A 17,296-nucleotide genomic window follows, 5' to 3' on the forward strand; every position below is an offset into this window, starting at 1 on the left:
CTTACAGCCCTCCTGGCGTCGTCTGCATACGGACGGTATTGAGTAATGGTGCGCGTACCTCGTTGAGAATCAAGACGTGCTCGAAGACGAGATCGACCTTGATTTTGACGCGATACAATAGGTCGAGGAACGCCGGAATGATTTCGCGGAACGTCTTGTACAGAAGCCCCTCGTCAATCGGTTTGTCCTCGCCGATGATATCGACTTCCAAAACGAACCCGTCCGCGTTTCGGATAAGTTCAACCTTTAAACCCAAGGCCGCCGCCACGCTATGCAATCGGGACTCGTTCGCAAAATTGTCTTTCCGTTTCGCCGCGAGGATTTGGGCACGCCGATCATCAAGCGAATAAGCTGGTTCAACCCGAAGTCCGTACTGCGTCTCCATGATGTGCAGCCCCCACTCGGTCGCGGACTCGACGAGGCGCTCGTTAATCAAATAGTCGTCCACCATCATCTCGACACCCGTGATGAGCGAGGCGTAAGACGAGAAGATGGCGACCATGTCTCTGTTGTCGCGCCAGTAAGGAGCGGAGATGTCTAGGTACGTCTCCAACCGGTCTAAACTTGTTGCGTCGAGACTCATAACGTCACCGTCCCGAGAATGGCTGCTTGTTTCTCGCCGAGCACGACGTTACCCGTTGCCCCGTTGACGAGAAAGCTCGTCACGTCAATGACGCCTTCGATGTCAAGGAGTAGTTTCAATAGCTCCGTATACCGCACCGGGTTCCCGCTGAACGTGACACTGTTGAGGTAGTCCGTGACGCCCTCTTCATACAACGCTTGAATCACCACTGGGTCATAGCCTTCCATGACCGTGAGCGTCCCGCTGATATTGATGGCTAACGTGGACGGTGCGAGCACGACGTTGTTCGCGATCAGCGAGGCGCGTTCGTTCAGTTTGTCGCGTACCTCGTCGAGCAGTTCGACCGACGGCGTTCCTTCTTTCGTCCAGACGAGCGCAGTCACGCTCCCAGGTGACGGGTCAGCCGCGAATACCTTGACTGCTGACACCTGTTCCACTTCGAGCGCCCAATTCTCATAATCTTTCCGATTGCCGCCGCCCGATGTGTTGCGGATGCGCAGGAAATAGCGTTGTTTCAATTCCTCGTCCGTCTCCGCGTCGTACCCGCCTGTGACTGCCCCGTCTTGAATGACGGTCACCAAACCTTCGAAAGCACGATCGATGAAGCGAATTGAGAACGGAGGGGCGTTGTATTCGGCACCCTCTGCCTCCGCGACGATATTGACCGTCACGAGTCCCGGTTGCGGGTTGTCCGGGTCTTCCTGCTCCGTTGGTGGACTTACCGTCACCGCCTCGGTCGTGAGGTAGCGCAAGCCCGCCTCCGTCAAGAGGACGGTACCTTCCGGGACGTCGAGCAAGCTGAACGCCTCGAAAGTGACGGCACCTTCTGCCGCCCCGCCGCCTTTCCGCTCGATGTCCGCCTCTTTCACGAGCTCGTCGAGATAAACGCCCCAACTGGTCGCGGGAATGGTCGCGAGCACCCCGTCGACGATACGTTGTTGGATGTCCTGTAATTCTTGTGCGCCCGGTCGGGTCGCGTCCCATGCCGGACTGCCGAGTTGGACGTCTGTGTCCGGGTCAACCTCTTGGATGACCTCGAGCATGCGACTGTGGATCGTTTCGACGTCCTCGACATCAATCGGGACGAAATCACTCGGTAACATCGATGTCATTTGCCGTCAGCTCCTCTCCGTTGTCGGTGACGACGCGAATGGTCGTGTAGACCCGGTCGCCGTCAATCCGTGTATTCTCGGCCACGACACGCTCGATGCCGTCGAGTTTGGCCGGTAGTTCGTCGCAGATGGCTTGGAACGCGCTCTGCGCCTCTTCGTTGCTCACAAACGTCTCGCCGTACAGTGTCCAGATGAGTGATCCGTAGCCCTCATCGAAGAAGCCACCCGCCTGCGGGTAGACTTCGACCTGTCCGCGAGGCGTGAGCAGATACTTCACGACGCGTTCGAGTGGCGTCCGCTCCGGTTGCGCCTTATACAGACGTCCGTTCGACCAGTCGACGCCCCAAACGCGAGGCCCGTAACCGGTCGTGATGTCCGCCCTTTCCTCGACCTCGTCGGTGATGCCGTCCAGTATCTCGTCGAATACATCCGTTTCTAACATGTCGTCACCTCCTAGAAGTAGTTGCGCGGGTTGACCGTGTTCGCCGGCTGGGAACCGGAATAGACGTATGCCCCGCGATGGATCTCAAAATGTAAGTGCGAACCGGTCGAGTTGCCCGTCGAGCCCATCTTGCCGATGGTCTGCCCTTGCGTCACCGTCTGCCCGACCTTGACGCCGATGCTCGACAAGTGGGCGTAGTTCGTGTGCCACGTCTGCCCGTTGATGCTGTGTTGGAGCATGATGCGATTGCCATAGGCGCCCGTTGAGCGCGTGAGCACGACTTTGCCGGACGCGGCCGCCTTGATCGGTGTGCCAACTGGTGCCGCGATGTCGATGCCGTTATGGAACGTATAGCCATACGCCCCGCTTGCCGCCCCGTAGCCTTGGGAGACGCGACCGAGTGCCGGTTGAATGAATGTCTTCGCGTCCGGTTTTGGTTTGACCGTCTCGGCCAACTCTTTTGGCGGCACGTATTCCGGTTCCGGCGTCTCGTCGTACAGCGACAACGTCAGCGTCATGATGTGCCCGCTCGCGCTAAGTTGATGCGAGTCGTCACGGATGTACCAGGTGCCATTGGTGACGGTGTTCCGGTTAAACTGGACTTTACGCCCGGCCACGCCAACCGAATGACCGACGAGCGAGACGACCGCGCTACGGTCTTCTCTGATGGACGCTTGGAGCGCCTTGACCTGTCGCTTAAAGTCCGCCTCATCCGTGTAGTTCACGGTGACGGTCTTGGTCATCAAGCCGACCTTGCTGACGAGCGCGGGATTGCTGACCGTGTCGCCGCGTTGGTACGTGTACGTCTGCTTCGTTTCCGGCTGTTCTTTCGCGCTCCCCGAACCCGAGGTGTCCGTGAAGAGTTTGTCGGGGTCACCCCCAAATCCGGCGTAGATGGTCCGTACCGTGCTGCCATACGGTCCGTCTCCCTCGCCGTGCGACACAGGCCATCCGTTCCAGAAATGCGCCATGTTGACGACGGACGGTTTGCGTCCAAGGCGTTTCGCGACCGCTTGTTTCGGCCCGAGTAAAATCTCAGCGAACATCTCGAGGTTATACTTCGGATCGCGGAGGCGTGCTGGGTTGACATAGATGCCGACGTTGCCCGGTGTGATCTGCGTGAGTCCAAGACTGCCGGCCCCGTCACTTGAAATGGCGTCCGGGTTCCCGCTCGACTCGAGCATGACGATAATCTTCATGAGCAGCGGGTCAACTTTCTTCGCGTTGGCCACCTCGGTGATGAGGCTGTCCCAACGGTCACAGTTCTTGAGTCGGGCACGGAAACCGCTTTGGTACTCCGTCCCGTCGACCCCGTCATAGTTGGCCGAGTTGATGCCCCGCGCGTTCGTCGGTGCCTTGTCCTCGCTCATAATCTCGCGTGTCTCGGTGCCTTGAATCCGGAGCGAGGTATATAAGTCCTCCGCGTTTCGGGTCGCTCTCAGACTAAACGTCGTGTCCGTGTCGATGATGACGCCGCTCAGCGCCCCGCGTTCGCGGAGTTCCAAAGACTCGCCGACGGCCCGGATGTAGTAGCTGCGCCCCGTCGCCCGTCGTTCCATCCCGATGAGCGTCTGCAAGATTGTCTGGATGTCCTGTCCGAAAAATTGGACGTCTTTGAAGATGTGCTTCGTCTTGGCCACATAGCCGTATTTGATACGCTTCTTGCGACATAAGTCGGTAAAAATGCGGGCTAGTGTCGCGCTTTGGTTCGCCTTGTCGACGTTGTTGCGCGTGTAACTCACCTGCGCCATGTTTTTGAGCAAGTAATACGCGTTGTCGTGACAGGTTAGCGTGACCCCGCGATCCGTGTCCTCGACGCGAAACACGCGCCCGTCGAACAGGAGGCGTTGGTCCGAGAAGACCCGAACCCGCTCCCCTGTATCGTATGGGACGCTCTGCTTGTCCGCGATGACGATGGAGGCGCTCCGGTAGTAGCGGTCCACCGAACCTGTGATGTCAACGCGTGTGACGACAGGTGTCAACTCATAGCGCATCTTTTTCTTGCGATGATAGTAGTAGACGCTCGCACTCATGACGACAACCTCGCAATCACATAGACGCGTTGGGTCGTCAAATCATGCAGGGCGAGCACCCGGTCACCCGTCGAGGCGTCATCGGCCACAGTGTGGCTCCACGAGGCATCTACCGCGCCCCCTTCGCCGTTCGACGGACGAAACCGGAGCGGAGAGACGCCACTGACAGACCCTTCGATGAGGCGGATGGTCTCTTGTGCCCCAATCTCACGGATGACCTCTACGAGGTCGTCTTGCCATTGTCTGCCCATACGTTCCCTCCTCACTTGATTTTGGTCGTCTTGACGGACGGCAGCCCGCGCTCGGTGAACGTCATGCTGTACGGCAGGTCGCCCGTGCCGGCCTCCGTCTTGTATGTGAACTGTTGTAAATGGTAATAGCCCCGAATCCCGAGGCCTGTGATTTTGACTTGTATCGGGTACGCCGTTCCTTTTAGGCGGTCGTCGAACCACTTTGCAATCTCGTACGGTTGATATAGCTTGTCCGTCTGGGTGAAGCCGTACTGCCGCGACGACGTGAAGAAGCTGTTGAGTCGAATCTCACGAGGACGGAGTGCCCCCGGCTTCGTATACGTCCGTAGGGCGAGCGTCTCAGAGTTCGTAATCGAGCGTTCCCAGCTCACGTCAATCTCTTCCGGCGTGACCGGGAGGATGCGCGAGAACTGCGTCATGACCTGTTTGGTGACGGTGCGGTACTCGTAGCGGGTCACGTAGCGTCCGTTCACTTTGCGCCGCACAGGGACCTTCTGGCGTACCTTCTTCGGCACGTTCTTGTAATAGCTGATTTCAACGTTGATCGGGCTTTTTGCCATATCCTCACATCCTTAACTGCAATTGGCGCACGATTTCCTGGCCGACCGCGTGAATATCCTTTTCGGAGCGGACGTGCATCTGTGCAATCTGTATCGAGACATCGGTCGGGCGGCTGTTGTACTGCCGATTCTCCGACGCGTTGAGCACGCGCTCGCCTTGATGCAACTCCGCCGTGTAGCCGTCGTAAGGGACGTGACCGAGACCGGCGCGGTGTGAACCGTCGACCGAGCGACGTGTGGACCAGTCACCTTCCGTCAAACCGTCATACGCCCACCCGACAAGCCCTTTTCGTTGTCCATTCTCGCTCGGGTTGCCCCCGAGGAAGTCGGTGATGCCGTTCATCGCCTTGTTAAATCCCGAGTCTTCCATCCAGGTGAACATATCACGTAATTCTTGATTAAATGTTCCAACTTTGTCCGCCATTGTACCGATTGAATCCGCGAAGTTGTTCATGACCTCGACAGGCGACCCGCCTTTGCCTCCGCTCATCGCATCCATGAACACGAGGCCCGTCTCGCCGATTTCACGAAGCAAGCGACCGCTTGAGGTCAACCCGCTCTCGATGTCGCTCCACGCGATAGTGGACGCGCCGTCTGCGAGTGATTTGAACAGCCCACCGACCTTGTCCGTCATCGTGTTGACGAAGTTGTTCGCGTTCGGGGAACCGAAGAAGCCGTTGACCCGCTCGAAGAACGGTTTCATCGCCTCGACGGCGTCCATGCCCATCTGCCCGAGGAAGTCTTTCGACTTGTTGCGGAACTCGGTGATCTGTGCCATGCCGGTACTCTCGTAGACCCCGACCGCGTCATCCGTCATGCCCATCTGTTCGAGCGTCTTCTGGACGGCGCCGAGGTTGGTCAAGTAGTCACCACTGGAATCGAACCCGTTGTCACGGAGGAATGACTTCGGCAACTCGAACCGCTCCGAGAGGGACATGATGTCCCCGCTCATCGCTTCTTTCAAAGCGAACGACGCTCCTTCGAACCCTTGCACCGGGTCGAGCAAGGCGAGTTTTTTCGTCACGTCGAGCATACTAGCGAGTTGCCCCTGGTCTTTCGAGAAGCCAAGGTAGGACCGTGTTGCCTGCGTGTAGTCCGACGTCGAGAACGTCGAGTTTTGCGCCTCGTTCTTGAGCATGGCGTAGATGGCATCGCCGACGCCCGCGCTACCTGAGAGGCCGCGTAGTTGCGTCTGTGCCATCTCTTGCTGTAGCGCCCCACCGATGACCGCGTCACCGAGCTTCCAGGCACCAAACGCCGCCCCTGCCCCTGCGATAAGGGACGGGAGGCTCGTCAGCATGCCTGCCAAACGCCCGATGTTGCCGAGGAGTCCGCGTGTTGCCGAGACCCCCTTGTCACCGAGCGAGCGGATATGACGCTCTGCCCGTTGTGCCGAGTGGCTCATGCGGTCGATGGCGGTCGTCTGTTGCTTCGTCGATCGTGTCATCCGGTCTTGGGCGCGGTCCGCTTGTTCCGTCGCCTTTAAAAAGCGTCCTTTTGCATCACGGGCGCGGTCCGTCGACTTCGCAATCTTGTCCATCGCCGGACTGACGCGGTCTTTCGCGTCGAATATCGCCGTATAGCGTTTTTCTGCCACTTATATCACCCCTATCCCGGCCGAGAGCCGTCTATGTTCTTCTTCTAACTGCAAGCCAATCGAGACGTAGGCGACTCGCTTCCAGCCCGGCTCCCACTGTTCCACCTCGTGCGGCGGGATGCCCTGTAAGCGGAATAGGTGGTGCATGTAAAACAAATCATCGGGCGCCTCGTCCTTGAGCGGTGCCCCGTCCGCGAGACGGCCCGACATTAGTTTTTTAGCGCTTCAACCTCTTCTTCCGGATTGCCGTAGCCCATGAGCTCAGCGAAAGCCTCAAGGATGCGGTCTTGTTCCCCGACACGGAACAACTTGTCGACGAGTACGCCGTCGTCCATGATGCCGAGTTCTTCTTTCAATGCGAGGTTGATGAGACGCTCGCCGTCGATGTGGACCGCTTCTGCGATATTCAACTTTTGGAACAATTCGCTGTCGAACTTGTCGTCTTTCTTGGCAAGTTGACGAAGTTCAGCAAGGCGATCCGGTTCGATGCCGTGTACGTCCACCTCACCGATGCCCTTGAGTTTGAGCGATGTTTTCGCTTGTTCGTTGCTTCGTTTCAGCAACCGTTCTCGAATCGATACCTTTGACATGTGTGGTCCTCCTTATAAGTAAAAAGACGGGCGCAGGGCCCGTCCGTTAGCGTGGTGTCTGGAAGCCGCTGAGCGAGACGCTCGTTGCGACGAAAGGTTGTTCAATCTTGACTTGTTCCCCGACGCGCCAGTTGGCGAGGTCGGCCGAGTTGAAGATGACGCCACTAGCGACGACTGAACCCTCTTCTTTCGTGTCCGTGTTGCGGAGACGCCCGACGATCGTCAAGTTGAACTCCTCGCCGCGCAGGTGGGCAAGGGCTGCGTTTTGCAGGTACTTGTTCCATAGGAAACCGCCGATGCTTCCGGATGCCCGAGCGACGCCGTGCTTGTAGTGCATCATTTTGACGCGGGGAATCTGTACCTCTTTCAAGTCGTACTCGACCCGTAGCGTCAAGCTGTCCGCATAGCCGGCGAGTGAGCCGTTACAATAGATGGCCATCTCGTCGCCCGTGTAAGTCTCTCTACCGTTGCGCATTATGCCACACCTCCATTCGCGACGAACTCAATGAAGAATTTCTCCGCCGCGTCGATAAAGTCGCCCGTCGTCATGAGGTAGATACTGTCCCCAGACGGCGGATAATCTGGATGGATGACGGTCGTCGTGTCGGCCGAGAGGACTCCCTCGCCGATTAAACGGTTGTTGAACTCGTTGACCGCAGCCAAGAGGACCGCGCGCCCGTCCGAGTCGTTGTTGATTTGTCCGACGAACCCGTTTTCGATGGCGTAGTTCATCGACTCCTGATACACGGCCGCGTTGTAGGCAATCCGTAGCTTACCCTTCGCGAATGTCGCCGGGTCGCTCGTGATGGCCGCTTCGAGCACGACCTCATATCCGTTGTGGATCGGGACCATGATGCCCGCTTGATACATGGCTTCACGTTGCGACTTCGACAGGCGACGCTCAGCATCGACCGCGAACGGGATGACGTGCCGTGTGAGTGACCCATCGGCCATACCGCGTGCCGCTTGAGCACCGGCCAGATACGCCGCGACTTCCCCGCCTGAGTAGCTGACGCCGCCTTCTGCGAGCACGCCGAACCCGACGTGTCCGATGTCGCCATGTTTGGCACCCGTGAAGACCGCCTGTGTGGCCGCGTCGTCAGCGAGTCCTTTGGCTGCACCGATGATGCCGACGAAGTGACGGCCATCTACAGCCATCGACTCACGCCATGACTTGACGGCAAGCGCATCTGTGTTCGTCGCGTCGAAACCGAGCGCGAACGTGTCGAAGTAGTATGGTGACAGCTTCTCAAGTGCGTCTGCGAGCAGTTCCGCATCTTCTCGCACATAGACGAGGAGTTGCTGCACACCCGCTTCTAGCGCGAACTGTGCGTGTGACTTGTTTGTGCCGAGCGTATCGGCGATCTGTTGCACCGTCGTCAACTCGTGAATCGCCCCGCGTTTGCCGACAATCGAGCTATCGGCGACCATCGCGACGATACCGCGGTCGGACGCGTTGATGACACGGCGGGCAATCCGCTCGAGCACGAGGTATAACCCCGGCAAGATTGGTTCTTGTGTTTTATCCCATGTGGCCATTGAGTGACCTCCTTTATTCTGCTAATTCGTTTGTAACGGATTGGAGGAGCGGACCGCGAACGCGTTGAATGTCCGTCCATTCGTGCCACGTGAGCGTGAGGGTGGCGGCCTTGACGTTCGTCGGGCCTCCCTCGACGACTCGCAAGGCTGCGTCTTGCAATTTCAGTAGGCTGTCCGTTTTCGTGCTGCCCTCGTAATGCGGGACGACGAATCCGTTCAGGGACAGGGCATCTAGGACGCACGAGGCGTCCCAATGCGCCTGTTTGCGCTTCTCGCGGTATAAGACGATGGCGCACACGGCCATTCGTGCCGACTGTCCCGATGACCCGGGCATCCGATTGTACTGGATGGGCGTCACGTAGATGGACGGGGTCACGAACGTCGCGGGCACCTCGTCGTCATACACCGTCGTGTAGTCCGGTTCACCCGCTCGGGCGTTCAGCGTGTCCCGCACGAAGCGGACGATGGAGCTTTGTCGTGGGTTCATCAACTAAACCCCTTTCGGATGGATTGTTCAAACTTCTTCTGTAGATCCGCGTCTAAGATGTTTTCCGTGATGAGGTACGCGATGTCGAAATAATGCGTCGGGTCCACGAACGAGGCATTGTTGCGCGTCCAGTGGCCGTCGTTGACGTACTGGGCGTACTCGACGCTTGTGCCAACTTCGAGCGCGGTCCGGTTCGCACGGGAGCGGGTCCATACGTTGTCAGCGGCTCCTTTTTGGAACGAGTTGACGAGTAGACGGGTATCGACGAGCTGTTGCCGGAGAATCTCCGTCCGCACTTCGCCGAGGAAGGTATAGCCCATCGCGTCCTTGTACTCTTCCAAATCCGTCTTGAAGTGCCGAAGTACCTGGTCCATGTCCTTTGCGAAGTCGTCGAAACCATTCATAGCGCCACATCCCGCATACACGGCACGTCAAGGTGGTGGTTGCGTACCCGTTCGGGATAGCCTGCCTCCAAGACGATGCCGTCAATACGGATGCGGTCCGTCTCCTTCACGTCCACCGACGGCAAAAACACGACGTCCCACCGCTCCTTGAGCGTTTGATAGCTCGGGGATTGGATGAGGTCGTGATTACTGCGCGTCATCTTGCATGGGACGTCCGAGGCGATCACGCCCCAAGTGGTCGGGGTCGTCACGTTGCCATAGCCGTCATCGACAGGCTCGAGTGGAATCAACCGCTCAATCGTCGCGCGGTCGGTCAATAGCTTGCGTAGGCTCATCAGAGGATGCGGAGACGTACACCGCCGCCGCTCCCTCCCTTCACGTAGGCGCGAAGGAGATTCGCAATCTCGGGCTTCCCTGCAAGCGTCGCGTTGTCGCCTTTCGTATAGCTGTAGTCTTTCAGCTTCTCGGACTTGAAGCCCTTGACAAGCGACTCATCGCCCCGAACGAGCGCGTAATGCTCGCTGAGGAGGAGGAGCGCCGAACGGACAGGCGCCGGAAGTGATGGATACTCCCCGAGCGGGAACTCATGCCCGACAAAGGCGAATACGTCCGCCTCGGCCTGCATGATGTCCACCTCGAGTTGAGTGTCCGCTCGTTCCTTGACCTCATCGAACGTCGAGTAGGCTTTCACCTGTGCGGGTGTGATGAGCGGCATCTTAGACACCTCCCTGTGCGTCGAGGATGGCATCGACCAGTTGCGCCTTCGTCATTGACGAGCGTCCGGCGATGTCCATATCCGTCGCGATGGCATAGAGCTCATCCTTCGTCATGGCTTCGAGTTCCTCTCGCGTGTACGTTGGCTCACTAGGCGCTGACGCCATCATCATGAGCGGTTCAGGGTGTGACAGGCCCGAGGTATGCGACCGCCTGTGGTGTACGGATAACGAAGTCGACGCCAGAGAGCAAGAAGTACATGATCGCTTGCTTGATTGTCGGCTCGACGCCTTCCGCGACGCGGTTGAGACCCACTTGGCGACCAAGCACCGTTACGAGGTTCTCGAGCGGTGTGAAGATGACTTCTGACGAAGTGATATGGTCAACCACTTCGAAGCCGAATCCGTGAGCGGCAGTCAATGTGCCGTTGATGAGCGCAGCGTCACCGGCAGCCGACGTTCGGTTCGCCACTTCAGCTTGGAGTTTGAGGTACGACGCGCGGCCGAGGATGAACTTGTAGTCACCGACCGCGATTTGGTCCGCAGGGATTGAACCGACGAGCTCAGCGAGTTTCGCCATCGTCACTTCCCCTTCGACGTTACGCGCGCCAGTCGCCGCGGCCGCTGCCAACTTGAGGAAACCGTCGTTCATGGCGATGAAGCCAGTACCCGCCTCGTCACCGTTGAAGGCGAGGTCTTGCACGTCTGCCGCGAAGCGTTGTTGGAGCATTTGCGCGACCGCTTGGTCGATGTCCTGTCCGCGTGATTGTGCAGTGTAGTAGATCGTGTCGCGTTCGAGCCACAAGTCGAGGTAGAGGTTACGCACGACGAACTCGACGGCACGTGACGTCACCTTGTCTGCGATGTCGACGGCTGTCGCGAGTCCTTGGTGCAACTTCGTCTGACGTGGCGCGATGTTGAGGGCGTCGATTTGACCGACGTCCGATTTAGCGAAGTGCTTGCCGAGTTTCGGGAGCGTCGAGGCGCGTGACACCATGTCGCTCATGAATTGGCGCGCGTCGTCCGCTGGTAGTGCGATGTTTTGGTTCTTCGTGATGGCGTCCATCTGTTTGAGTAATGTTTGGTTTTCCATTCAGTTCATCTCCTTTTGATTAAACGAATTTGCAATAGTTCGGTTTGTCGCTTGCCTTCGTGACCTCTTCGGCCCCACTAGAAAAAGCGACCGGGCGGGCATCGACTTGTTTTTCAAGTTCGGCGATCCGCTCGAGCGCTTTGGCGAGTTCGGTCTGTTCAGTTGGTTGTTCCGGCTCGGCCTGCGGTGCTTCTGGCTCCGCTTCGGGCGCGACTTCCGGCTCTACTTGAGGTGATGCCGGTTCTTTCGGATCTTCCTCCTTGGCGAGCGCTTTCGCGACTGCCTCAGCGACCGTCTCGGTCACGAGTGTTTGGAGTTCGTCTTTCGTCATTGTCATCACCTCCTCTCCCTGTTCTTTTTGCACTTGCTCATGTTCGAGCAGCGGTGCGAAGAATTTCTTCAGCTTGGTGAAGAAGGTGCTCTCTTCTTTCGTGAGCGGTGCCTCGACGGGTTCCGCCTTCTCCACGTTTCCGTAGCCCGCCAGTGAGAAGCCTGTGAACAAACCATCCTGCGCGGCTTGCCACGTTTCGTCATCCACTTTTACCGCCATGACCCACGTCCCTTTAGTCACAAGTTCGTCGCCCATCGTAAAATCAACGGGCGAAATATACGATTCGATGACCTCACCGACTTGTGACACGAAATCGTGTTGCTTGTCGATTTGTCGATAGTCTTTCAGGAACATATGAGCGGCCTTCTCAATGTCGTCCGCTGTCATATAGTCGTCGTGAGCGTCCTTGACGAGCGGTTCATATACGACACCGTATAGAATCTGTTCAGCGGCGTCTGATTTGACCACACGGACAGTCTGCTCGACGTTTGGTTGTTGGTCGTCACTCTTCATCAGCAAGAACTTGCGACGGTTCGCCGCCTTGTCGACGATGGAGACGTGTGTGACTTGTAAGTCGGTAATGCGTCCCATAGAATCACTCCTTATTCAAAGTTGCTTAGTACGTTGTCTCGAATCGCTTGCCGTTCATCTTCGTCCAATCCAATGATCCGCTCATCGACGACCGGAATCCGCGTACAGTGACAGTTGATGCGTTCCTTCGCCGGGAGCACCGGGTCACGCGGGTACATCGCCGGATAGCCGTTCACGTCGAACGGTTCACCGATGGCGCGGTACTGCCCGCTCATGGCGACGTGTGCCTCACGTGGCTTATTCTTCCGTGCGCCCGTATGTTGCCACCGTGTGCCGATGACGCTCGGGCTTTGGCGATACGCCTCGTCCTCCCCGACCGAGTAGGCGGTGAGCGTCTCCGTGATGGCGATTCTCCGCGCTCTGGCCCGACTGAATACGTCATGCTCTTTCAGTTCGCGCGTGAGCTCGTCGATGGACTTTCCTGCCTGTACGCCCCGAGTGAGCACGTCCAGTACCTTGTCGGCGCTGTTCTGCCCGATGTAGCCAGATAGCGTCTCCGAGTAGGATTCTAGGAAACGGACCGTCTGTGGGTTGAGGTAGCTGAACGCCACCGTCTTGTCGATGCGGCTCATGATGAGCTCGGCCATCTCTGCCGACACCTTCGGAAAGAAGGCTTTCATGTCAGCGAGGAGCCGCTCACTGGCAAGTATCGCCGCGAGCTGTCCCTGCAGCCCGATGTTCCACGCGATGTTGAACGCCCCGCCCACCTCGTCGTAAAACGTCGTGATGACCTTGATGTAGTCGCGTCCGAGGTTCCGGAGCAAGCGGGCGAGCGTCGCTTCAAGTCCATTGATCCGTGCGACGATGCGCTCCACCTCAGGATAGTCCCGAAGTAGTTGCTTCAACTCGTCGTCATCGGCTTTCAGCAGGAAGTCCCAATCAGTCCGGCACATGGTTCCACGCCCCTAGCGTGTCGTTCACTTCGTCTAGCGAATCCCGAACGTCCTTCATGACGCTTTCAAGAGACTTCGCAACGTCCGCACCCTGTACGTCCTGCAACGTGCCTTGTAACGCTTGAGCGGGCTGTGACGGCGCCTGTGGCAACTCGTGTTCCTCTCCTTCGAGTACCGGCAGTTCCATACCTAGCATCTTGCTCAATACGGCCCGTTTTTCGTTCGTCGAGAGTGATGCGCCTAGCTTGTCGAGCGCGTTGACCGTCAGCTCGTCATTTGAAAGCTCCGGCCCTTTGACCTCGACGTACACTTCATCGAGTTCGTACTCGGCTAATAGATGGCGGTTGAACAAATCTTCGAGTTCCGCCCGCTCCGCTTGGAACACTTGCTCCTCGGCGATGCGCTTGGCTTCCTCGACCGTCGAGCGGTTGTAGTCCTGCGACATCCCGACGTAGACCGGAGGCAAGCGGAAGGCGCTCAGCACCTTCTCACGCACCTTGTCGTCGTATTCCAAGAACAAGCCGTCGTTCTGCAGCATGTCGGCCATGGATTTCAGTTCGACCGCAAGTTTCGAGTCGTCCTTGTACTGGCTCGAATCGTTCGCCGTCTCGAACTCGAGGATGAGCATGCTGTGTTGCATCGACTCGTTCCCGACCGTCTGGGCGTATTCCCGGAAGGCCGCCTCGGAGTCTTTCGACAGTTGACCGTTTTGAATCAACAGTGCAGCAGGCGTGTGGCGTCCCTGTACGAAGTAGCGCCAGTTGAGGAGTTCCGCCTTGCGTGCACCGAGGATGGCGACGAGCGTACCGATCCAGCGGGGAACGCCCCAGTGGTCGTTGCCGATTTTCAGATGCAACAGCTCACGAGCGGCTTTCGACTCGTCTTGTGTCTCCTCGCCCGTCTGGTAGTCCATCATACGCGGGTCGCCGAACTGCTTGAAGATATACTTGTCGACCTTGTACTTGCGGAAGCGGCGATATACGTCCTTCTTCTGTCCCTTGTAGCGAATCGACGCGAGGATGGCCGTCGCTTCCGGCTTCGTCATCTGAACGAGCTCGGGTTTGACCCGCTCAAGTTGGATGACCTTGCCGTCCTTGCCACGAATGACCTCAAGGAAGGCGTTACCTGTCTCCTCGCGGTCACGGAGCACCTCTTCGAACAAATCCCCGAGCGACTTCTCGACCGATAGCCAGTCGAGCATCTCTTGGACCGTGTCCCACTCACTCGATTGCCCGCCGTCTTCAGCGGATTCGTCGAAATAGGCCGGGCTGATGCCATAACCGATGATATTGCTCGTGTACGCCTCGATGGACTGTCGCAAGATACTCGACTCCTCAACGATGACACGTAGGTTCTTCGGGTCGTAAGGTGGCAGCACCCAGCTCCCGTCCGTCTCCGTCGTGGAGCGGTTGACCGGCAGTTCCATGACCGCCCCTTTCACGATATGTTGTCTCATCCGCTCACCTCCTTAGAATAGTAATTGGCGGTTCTTCCGCTTCGTGTTCGTCGTCAGCGATTGACGGCGCCAAGCATCTGTCCCGTACCGGAGCGCGGCCATCGCATCATCGAAGAAGTTGACCGGCTCGTCCTTGTACGTGTTCGTCTTGTTGTCCTTGGCCCATTTCCACTGACTGATTTCCTTGTACGTGTTCTGGCACTCGGGATGGATGTAGATTTCCCGTTGCTTGAGCCAGTCGATTTGCGCCTTGACGCTGTCCGGCCCCTTCTTGACGCCCGTCGCCTTGTAGCCCGCCTTCTGCCACATGCTGATACGGTCCGGTTCGGCCGAGTCGCAGATCATGAGCAGGTTCTTCGGCCACTCCCCACGTTCGGCTAACTTGATGACGTCCTCGGTGTCTTTCTCGTGCTCATACAGCTCACGGAGCACGTAGATGTTGCCGTCCTTCATGCCGAGCAACAGAAGCGCGTTCGCGTGGTTGAACCCAAAGTCTTGCCCGCTGCCCACAGCGTCGAAACGGTCGAACGAGCGGTCGAACTCCTTGACCTCGTAATTCTTGAAGATGAGGCCGCCGAGCTCGCCCCATTCACCTAAGCCGTACACCATGTAACCCTCAGGGTCCTGCTCTTTCCGTCGCATCATGCGGCGATGGTACGCCTCGTCGATGAAACGGTTCTGTAAGTAGGTGGAGGAGCACGTCACGATATCGTCGTCCTGGTAGTCGAAGAACTTGCGCTTGATCCAGTGCGTCGCCGATACCGGGTTGAATGTCAACGTGATTTGGTAATAGAGATTCTCGTTGCCAAGTCGCCCCCGTAAGCGGTCATCCAAGATGTCGAGGTCGCTCTCCATGAGCTCGGTCGCTTCTTCGACCCAAATCCATGTGAGCTTTCCGCGTGCAAAGTTGATGGACTTGACCTTCTCCCGCTCGTTGGCGTCCTTCATACCTCGGAAGATGATGGCATTGCCCGTCACCTTGCTCTCGAGGTACAGCGACGGCGCGGAGCGGATGGCCCAATACATCGGCCAGTCCTCCCCGTAGACGCGGTGTATCGCCGCTTGGAGCTCGGCAAACGTCGAATCCTTGTTGGAGGCGTCAATCTTACGGACGACCAACAGGTTCGCGCCCTTATAGCGCATGTCGCTCAGTTTGAGGATGTAGTCCTGCGCGGTGTTGACCGACTTGCCCGAACCCGCTGACCCTTTGAGGACGCGATAGCGATGCTTCGAGCGGTTAATGTGCTTGAACGCCGGGTTGAACTGTAGCTTAATCGTCTTCACCATAGTCCACCTCGACTCGAATTCCGACTTCACCGGACAACTCTTTGCGGTCCAGGTAAGCACCGTATGTCTTGTTCAGCATATCCGCCGCCTTGAGTCGCTCTTTAGTCTCCTCGACGGGATTACGAAGCGTCTCGGTCAGAAACTCCTTCACTTCTTCGAGCGAGGCGATCGTGCTCTTCTTGATGGCTTGATTCAATTCATCAATATAGGCGGCAACTGTAGTATTTTGTAGTAACTTCGTCGTATTGCCTCGAGCGGAGTAACCAGCTTGCCTTGCTGCCTCTTCTGCGTTTCCGAGCTGAACATATAGTTCGGCGAAACGTTTCTGTTTCTCGTTTAACTCGGCCATACATTCACCTCTTCTCGTTTTATGTCTACAAGGCCGCGCGCGTTAAGGGGAGTCGGGGGGATGTCGACACGCGAGCGGTATTCTAGGCACAAAAAAGACGCCCGATGAGGGGCGTCGTGTGATGCGTCAGTCGCATCTGCTTGGCAAGTGCAACGGAGGCCAATCCATCCACTTGTTTGTAGCCTGCAAGCTCCGAGAACGTTCCACGAATGGCTGTCGTGAACGTCGGCGGTAGCCAACCCCTAGGACTTCCGGGGTTTTACAGATGATGCGAGAACTCGGAACGAGCCTATGTCGAAATGTCGGCTTCGGAGGTTGGTGGTTCGTCCGAGTCCTCTACTCTTTCAGTCTACTTCATCTAACGCGCTGATTTGTTCCCATTTTGTTCCCGTTTTGTCCTCAATCCTTCTGCCACCACGCTTTTCTAGACTTTCCTAGAACCGCCAAGCAGTCGCAGGAGTCGTTACGCGGTGGTTGGAAGCAGTTCGGGCAGTCCCCTCGTTCAATCGCATACTCACGTTGTCGCTCTTCCTGCGCTCGCTTCATGCGTTTGCGCTCTGCCGTTCTTCTGAGGATGCGCTGTTGAACGATTGCGCGTCGTCTTCGCTTCCTCACTCCCCGTCCCCTCCCAACTCGTCATAACACGCCTGGCAATAACCCTTGCTCCCTCCGAAGAGGTCCGTCTGCTCCACGGTCACCGCTCGTCCGCAGTCGCAGTTGTGCTCGTACCCCGCGATGCGTCGGTTCTGTTCAATCAGTTGCGTCAGCGTGATTTCGCTCATCGGATCACCTCGTAAGCCACAATCTCGTCCATTCTAATTGTCACATCTCTTTTTAAATTGTCTAACGTGATGAAATGCGCGTGAAGCATCATGTCTTCCATCGTTTCAAGCGCGCGTTCGTCATTCTTAAACGCTTCAAGCATATCTTCGTCATAATACATATCCATTAGTAAACCATTTTTCATATAGACTTTAATTTCCAT

Annotated in this window: 24 protein-coding genes; all 24 read right to left on the reverse strand. The window is 57.4% G+C overall.

Annotation, left to right across the window (positions count from 1 at the left end; genetic code table 11):
• Position 1 precedes the first annotated feature (1 nt).
• Positions 2–583 carry a putative phage tail protein gene (locus tag KNP06_RS09435; protein ID WP_214788585.1) on the reverse strand — a complete coding sequence of 194 codons (582 nt, stop codon included), beginning with the start codon at positions 581–583 and terminating at the stop codon, positions 2–4.
• Entirely contained in the window at positions 580–1,695 is a 1,116-nt protein-coding gene (locus KNP06_RS09440) for a baseplate J/gp47 family protein (RefSeq protein ID WP_214788588.1), read from the reverse strand. The genes KNP06_RS09435 and KNP06_RS09440 overlap by 4 nt, the downstream gene beginning before the upstream one ends.
• Positions 1,673–2,137: a hypothetical protein gene (locus tag KNP06_RS09445; RefSeq protein ID WP_214788591.1), complete on the reverse strand. Its 465-nt coding sequence runs from the start codon at positions 2,135–2,137 to the stop codon at positions 1,673–1,675. Before KNP06_RS09445 ends, KNP06_RS09440 begins: the two co-directional genes overlap by 23 nt.
• A gap of 11 nt (positions 2,138–2,148) precedes the next feature.
• Positions 2,149–4,170: a M23 family metallopeptidase gene (locus KNP06_RS09450; RefSeq protein ID WP_214788593.1), complete on the reverse strand. Its 2,022-nt coding sequence runs from the start codon at positions 4,168–4,170 to the stop codon at positions 2,149–2,151.
• Positions 4,167–4,421 (reverse strand): hypothetical protein, encoded by a 255-nt coding sequence (locus KNP06_RS09455; protein WP_214788596.1) that lies wholly within the window; start codon positions 4,419–4,421, stop codon positions 4,167–4,169. Before KNP06_RS09455 ends, KNP06_RS09450 begins: the two co-directional genes overlap by 4 nt.
• 11 nt (positions 4,422–4,432) lie before the next feature.
• Positions 4,433–4,981, reverse strand: a complete 549-nt coding sequence (locus tag KNP06_RS09460; protein ID WP_214788599.1) for a hypothetical protein — start codon at positions 4,979–4,981, stop codon at positions 4,433–4,435.
• A 4-nt stretch (positions 4,982–4,985) separates the two neighbouring features.
• Positions 4,986–6,578, reverse strand: coding sequence for a hypothetical protein (locus tag KNP06_RS09465; RefSeq protein ID WP_214788602.1), 1,593 nt, complete (start codon positions 6,576–6,578; stop codon positions 4,986–4,988).
• Positions 6,579–6,788 (reverse strand): hypothetical protein, encoded by a 210-nt coding sequence (locus KNP06_RS09470; RefSeq protein WP_214788605.1) that lies wholly within the window; start codon positions 6,786–6,788, stop codon positions 6,579–6,581.
• Positions 6,788–7,168 (reverse strand): phage tail assembly chaperone, encoded by a 381-nt coding sequence (locus tag KNP06_RS09475; protein WP_214788608.1) that lies wholly within the window; start codon positions 7,166–7,168, stop codon positions 6,788–6,790. The genes KNP06_RS09470 and KNP06_RS09475 overlap by 1 nt, the downstream gene beginning before the upstream one ends.
• A 46-nt stretch (positions 7,169–7,214) precedes the next feature.
• On the reverse strand, positions 7,215–7,643 hold the full coding sequence (locus KNP06_RS09480) for a phage tail tube protein (RefSeq protein ID WP_214788611.1): 429 nt from the start codon (positions 7,641–7,643) through the stop codon (positions 7,215–7,217).
• On the reverse strand, positions 7,643–8,707 hold the full coding sequence (locus KNP06_RS09485; protein WP_214788627.1) for a phage tail sheath subtilisin-like domain-containing protein: 1,065 nt from the start codon (positions 8,705–8,707) through the stop codon (positions 7,643–7,645). The genes KNP06_RS09480 and KNP06_RS09485 overlap by 1 nt, the downstream gene beginning before the upstream one ends.
• A 13-nt stretch (positions 8,708–8,720) precedes the next feature.
• Positions 8,721–9,194 carry a hypothetical protein gene (locus KNP06_RS09490; RefSeq protein WP_214788630.1) on the reverse strand — a complete coding sequence of 158 codons (474 nt, stop codon included), beginning with the start codon at positions 9,192–9,194 and terminating at the stop codon, positions 8,721–8,723.
• Positions 9,194–9,598, reverse strand: coding sequence for an HK97 gp10 family phage protein (locus tag KNP06_RS09495; RefSeq protein WP_214788633.1), 405 nt, complete (start codon positions 9,596–9,598; stop codon positions 9,194–9,196). The genes KNP06_RS09490 and KNP06_RS09495 overlap by 1 nt, the downstream gene beginning before the upstream one ends.
• Positions 9,595–9,933 carry a DUF3599 family protein gene (locus KNP06_RS09500; protein ID WP_214788636.1) on the reverse strand — a complete coding sequence of 113 codons (339 nt, stop codon included), beginning with the start codon at positions 9,931–9,933 and terminating at the stop codon, positions 9,595–9,597. Before KNP06_RS09500 ends, KNP06_RS09495 begins: the two co-directional genes overlap by 4 nt.
• Positions 9,933–10,313 (reverse strand): protein YqbG, encoded by a 381-nt coding sequence (gene yqbG, locus KNP06_RS09505; protein WP_214788639.1) that lies wholly within the window; start codon positions 10,311–10,313, stop codon positions 9,933–9,935. Before yqbG ends, KNP06_RS09500 begins: the two co-directional genes overlap by 1 nt.
• A gap of 1 nt (position 10,314) precedes the next feature.
• Complete coding sequence (locus tag KNP06_RS09510; RefSeq protein ID WP_214788642.1) at positions 10,315–10,428, reverse strand: Rho termination factor N-terminal domain-containing protein; 114 nt, start codon at positions 10,426–10,428, stop codon at positions 10,315–10,317.
• 64 nt (positions 10,429–10,492) lie between these two features.
• Positions 10,493–11,404 (reverse strand): phage major capsid family protein, encoded by a 912-nt coding sequence (locus tag KNP06_RS09515; RefSeq protein ID WP_214788645.1) that lies wholly within the window; start codon positions 11,402–11,404, stop codon positions 10,493–10,495.
• 19 nt (positions 11,405–11,423) lie between these two features.
• Positions 11,424–12,326 (reverse strand): XkdF-like putative serine protease domain-containing protein, encoded by a 903-nt coding sequence (locus tag KNP06_RS09520; RefSeq protein WP_214788648.1) that lies wholly within the window; start codon positions 12,324–12,326, stop codon positions 11,424–11,426.
• Between the two features lie 11 nt (positions 12,327–12,337).
• On the reverse strand, positions 12,338–13,219 hold the full coding sequence (locus KNP06_RS09525; protein ID WP_214788651.1) for a phage minor head protein: 882 nt from the start codon (positions 13,217–13,219) through the stop codon (positions 12,338–12,340).
• Positions 13,206–14,675, reverse strand: coding sequence for a phage portal protein (locus tag KNP06_RS09530; protein WP_214788653.1), 1,470 nt, complete (start codon positions 14,673–14,675; stop codon positions 13,206–13,208). Before KNP06_RS09530 ends, KNP06_RS09525 begins: the two co-directional genes overlap by 14 nt.
• A 12-nt stretch (positions 14,676–14,687) precedes the next feature.
• The gene (locus tag KNP06_RS09535; RefSeq protein WP_214788656.1) at positions 14,688–15,962 is read right to left on the reverse strand and encodes a PBSX family phage terminase large subunit; all 1,275 of its coding nucleotides are present in this window, start codon (positions 15,960–15,962) and stop codon (positions 14,688–14,690) included.
• Positions 15,946–16,311 (reverse strand): terminase small subunit, encoded by a 366-nt coding sequence (locus KNP06_RS09540; protein WP_214788659.1) that lies wholly within the window; start codon positions 16,309–16,311, stop codon positions 15,946–15,948. The genes KNP06_RS09535 and KNP06_RS09540 overlap by 17 nt, the downstream gene beginning before the upstream one ends.
• Before the next feature lie 611 nt (positions 16,312–16,922).
• On the reverse strand, positions 16,923–17,093 hold the full coding sequence (locus tag KNP06_RS09545) for a hypothetical protein (RefSeq protein WP_214788662.1): 171 nt from the start codon (positions 17,091–17,093) through the stop codon (positions 16,923–16,925).
• A complete protein-coding gene (locus KNP06_RS09550; protein WP_214788665.1) occupies positions 17,090–17,296 on the reverse strand; it encodes a hypothetical protein in 207 nt (68 codons plus the stop codon). The genes KNP06_RS09545 and KNP06_RS09550 overlap by 4 nt, the downstream gene beginning before the upstream one ends.

The sequence above is a fragment of the Exiguobacterium sp. s21 genome (assembly GCF_018617975.1).
GTDB classification, from domain to species: Bacteria; Bacillota; Bacilli; order Exiguobacteriales; family Exiguobacteriaceae; genus Exiguobacterium; species Exiguobacterium mexicanum_A.

Excerpts from the sequence above, each read along its gene's own strand:
- KNP06_RS09435 (WP_214788585.1), bottom strand. The coding sequence starts at position 583 with ATGAGTCTCGACGCAACAAGTTTAGACCGGTTGGAGACGTACCTAGAC.
- KNP06_RS09440 (WP_214788588.1), bottom strand. The coding sequence starts at position 1,695 with ATGACATCGATGTTACCGAGTGATTTCGTCCCGATTGATGTCGAGGAC.
- KNP06_RS09445 (WP_214788591.1), bottom strand. The coding sequence starts at position 2,137 with ATGTTAGAAACGGATGTATTCGACGAGATACTGGACGGCATCACCGAC.
- KNP06_RS09450 (WP_214788593.1), bottom strand. The coding sequence starts at position 4,170 with ATGAGTGCGAGCGTCTACTACTATCATCGCAAGAAAAAGATGCGCTAT.
- KNP06_RS09455 (WP_214788596.1), bottom strand. The coding sequence starts at position 4,421 with ATGGGCAGACAATGGCAAGACGACCTCGTAGAGGTCATCCGTGAGATT.
- KNP06_RS09460 (WP_214788599.1), bottom strand. The coding sequence starts at position 4,981 with ATGGCAAAAAGCCCGATCAACGTTGAAATCAGCTATTACAAGAACGTG.
- KNP06_RS09470 (WP_214788605.1), bottom strand. The coding sequence starts at position 6,788 with ATGTCGGGCCGTCTCGCGGACGGGGCACCGCTCAAGGACGAGGCGCCC.
- KNP06_RS09475 (WP_214788608.1), bottom strand. The coding sequence starts at position 7,168 with ATGTCAAAGGTATCGATTCGAGAACGGTTGCTGAAACGAAGCAACGAA.
- KNP06_RS09480 (WP_214788611.1), bottom strand. The coding sequence starts at position 7,643 with ATGCGCAACGGTAGAGAGACTTACACGGGCGACGAGATGGCCATCTAT.
- KNP06_RS09485 (WP_214788627.1), bottom strand. The coding sequence starts at position 8,707 with ATGGCCACATGGGATAAAACACAAGAACCAATCTTGCCGGGGTTATAC.
- KNP06_RS09490 (WP_214788630.1), bottom strand. The coding sequence starts at position 9,194 with ATGAACCCACGACAAAGCTCCATCGTCCGCTTCGTGCGGGACACGCTG.
- KNP06_RS09495 (WP_214788633.1), bottom strand. The coding sequence starts at position 9,598 with ATGAATGGTTTCGACGACTTCGCAAAGGACATGGACCAGGTACTTCGG.
- KNP06_RS09500 (WP_214788636.1), bottom strand. The coding sequence starts at position 9,933 with ATGAGCCTACGCAAGCTATTGACCGACCGCGCGACGATTGAGCGGTTG.
- yqbG (WP_214788639.1), bottom strand. The coding sequence starts at position 10,313 with ATGCCGCTCATCACACCCGCACAGGTGAAAGCCTACTCGACGTTCGAT.
- KNP06_RS09510 (WP_214788642.1), bottom strand. The coding sequence starts at position 10,428 with ATGACGAAGGATGAGCTCTATGCCATCGCGACGGATATGGACATCGCC.
- KNP06_RS09515 (WP_214788645.1), bottom strand. The coding sequence starts at position 11,404 with ATGGAAAACCAAACATTACTCAAACAGATGGACGCCATCACGAAGAAC.
- KNP06_RS09520 (WP_214788648.1), bottom strand. The coding sequence starts at position 12,326 with ATGGGACGCATTACCGACTTACAAGTCACACACGTCTCCATCGTCGAC.
- KNP06_RS09525 (WP_214788651.1), bottom strand. The coding sequence starts at position 13,219 with ATGTGCCGGACTGATTGGGACTTCCTGCTGAAAGCCGATGACGACGAG.
- KNP06_RS09530 (WP_214788653.1), bottom strand. The coding sequence starts at position 14,675 with ATGAGACAACATATCGTGAAAGGGGCGGTCATGGAACTGCCGGTCAAC.
- KNP06_RS09535 (WP_214788656.1), bottom strand. The coding sequence starts at position 15,962 with ATGGTGAAGACGATTAAGCTACAGTTCAACCCGGCGTTCAAGCACATT.
- KNP06_RS09540 (WP_214788659.1), bottom strand. The coding sequence starts at position 16,311 with ATGGCCGAGTTAAACGAGAAACAGAAACGTTTCGCCGAACTATATGTT.
- KNP06_RS09545 (WP_214788662.1), bottom strand. The coding sequence starts at position 17,093 with ATGAGCGAAATCACGCTGACGCAACTGATTGAACAGAACCGACGCATC.
- KNP06_RS09550 (WP_214788665.1), bottom strand. The coding sequence starts at position 17,296 with ATGGAAATTAAAGTCTATATGAAAAATGGTTTACTAATGGATATGTAT.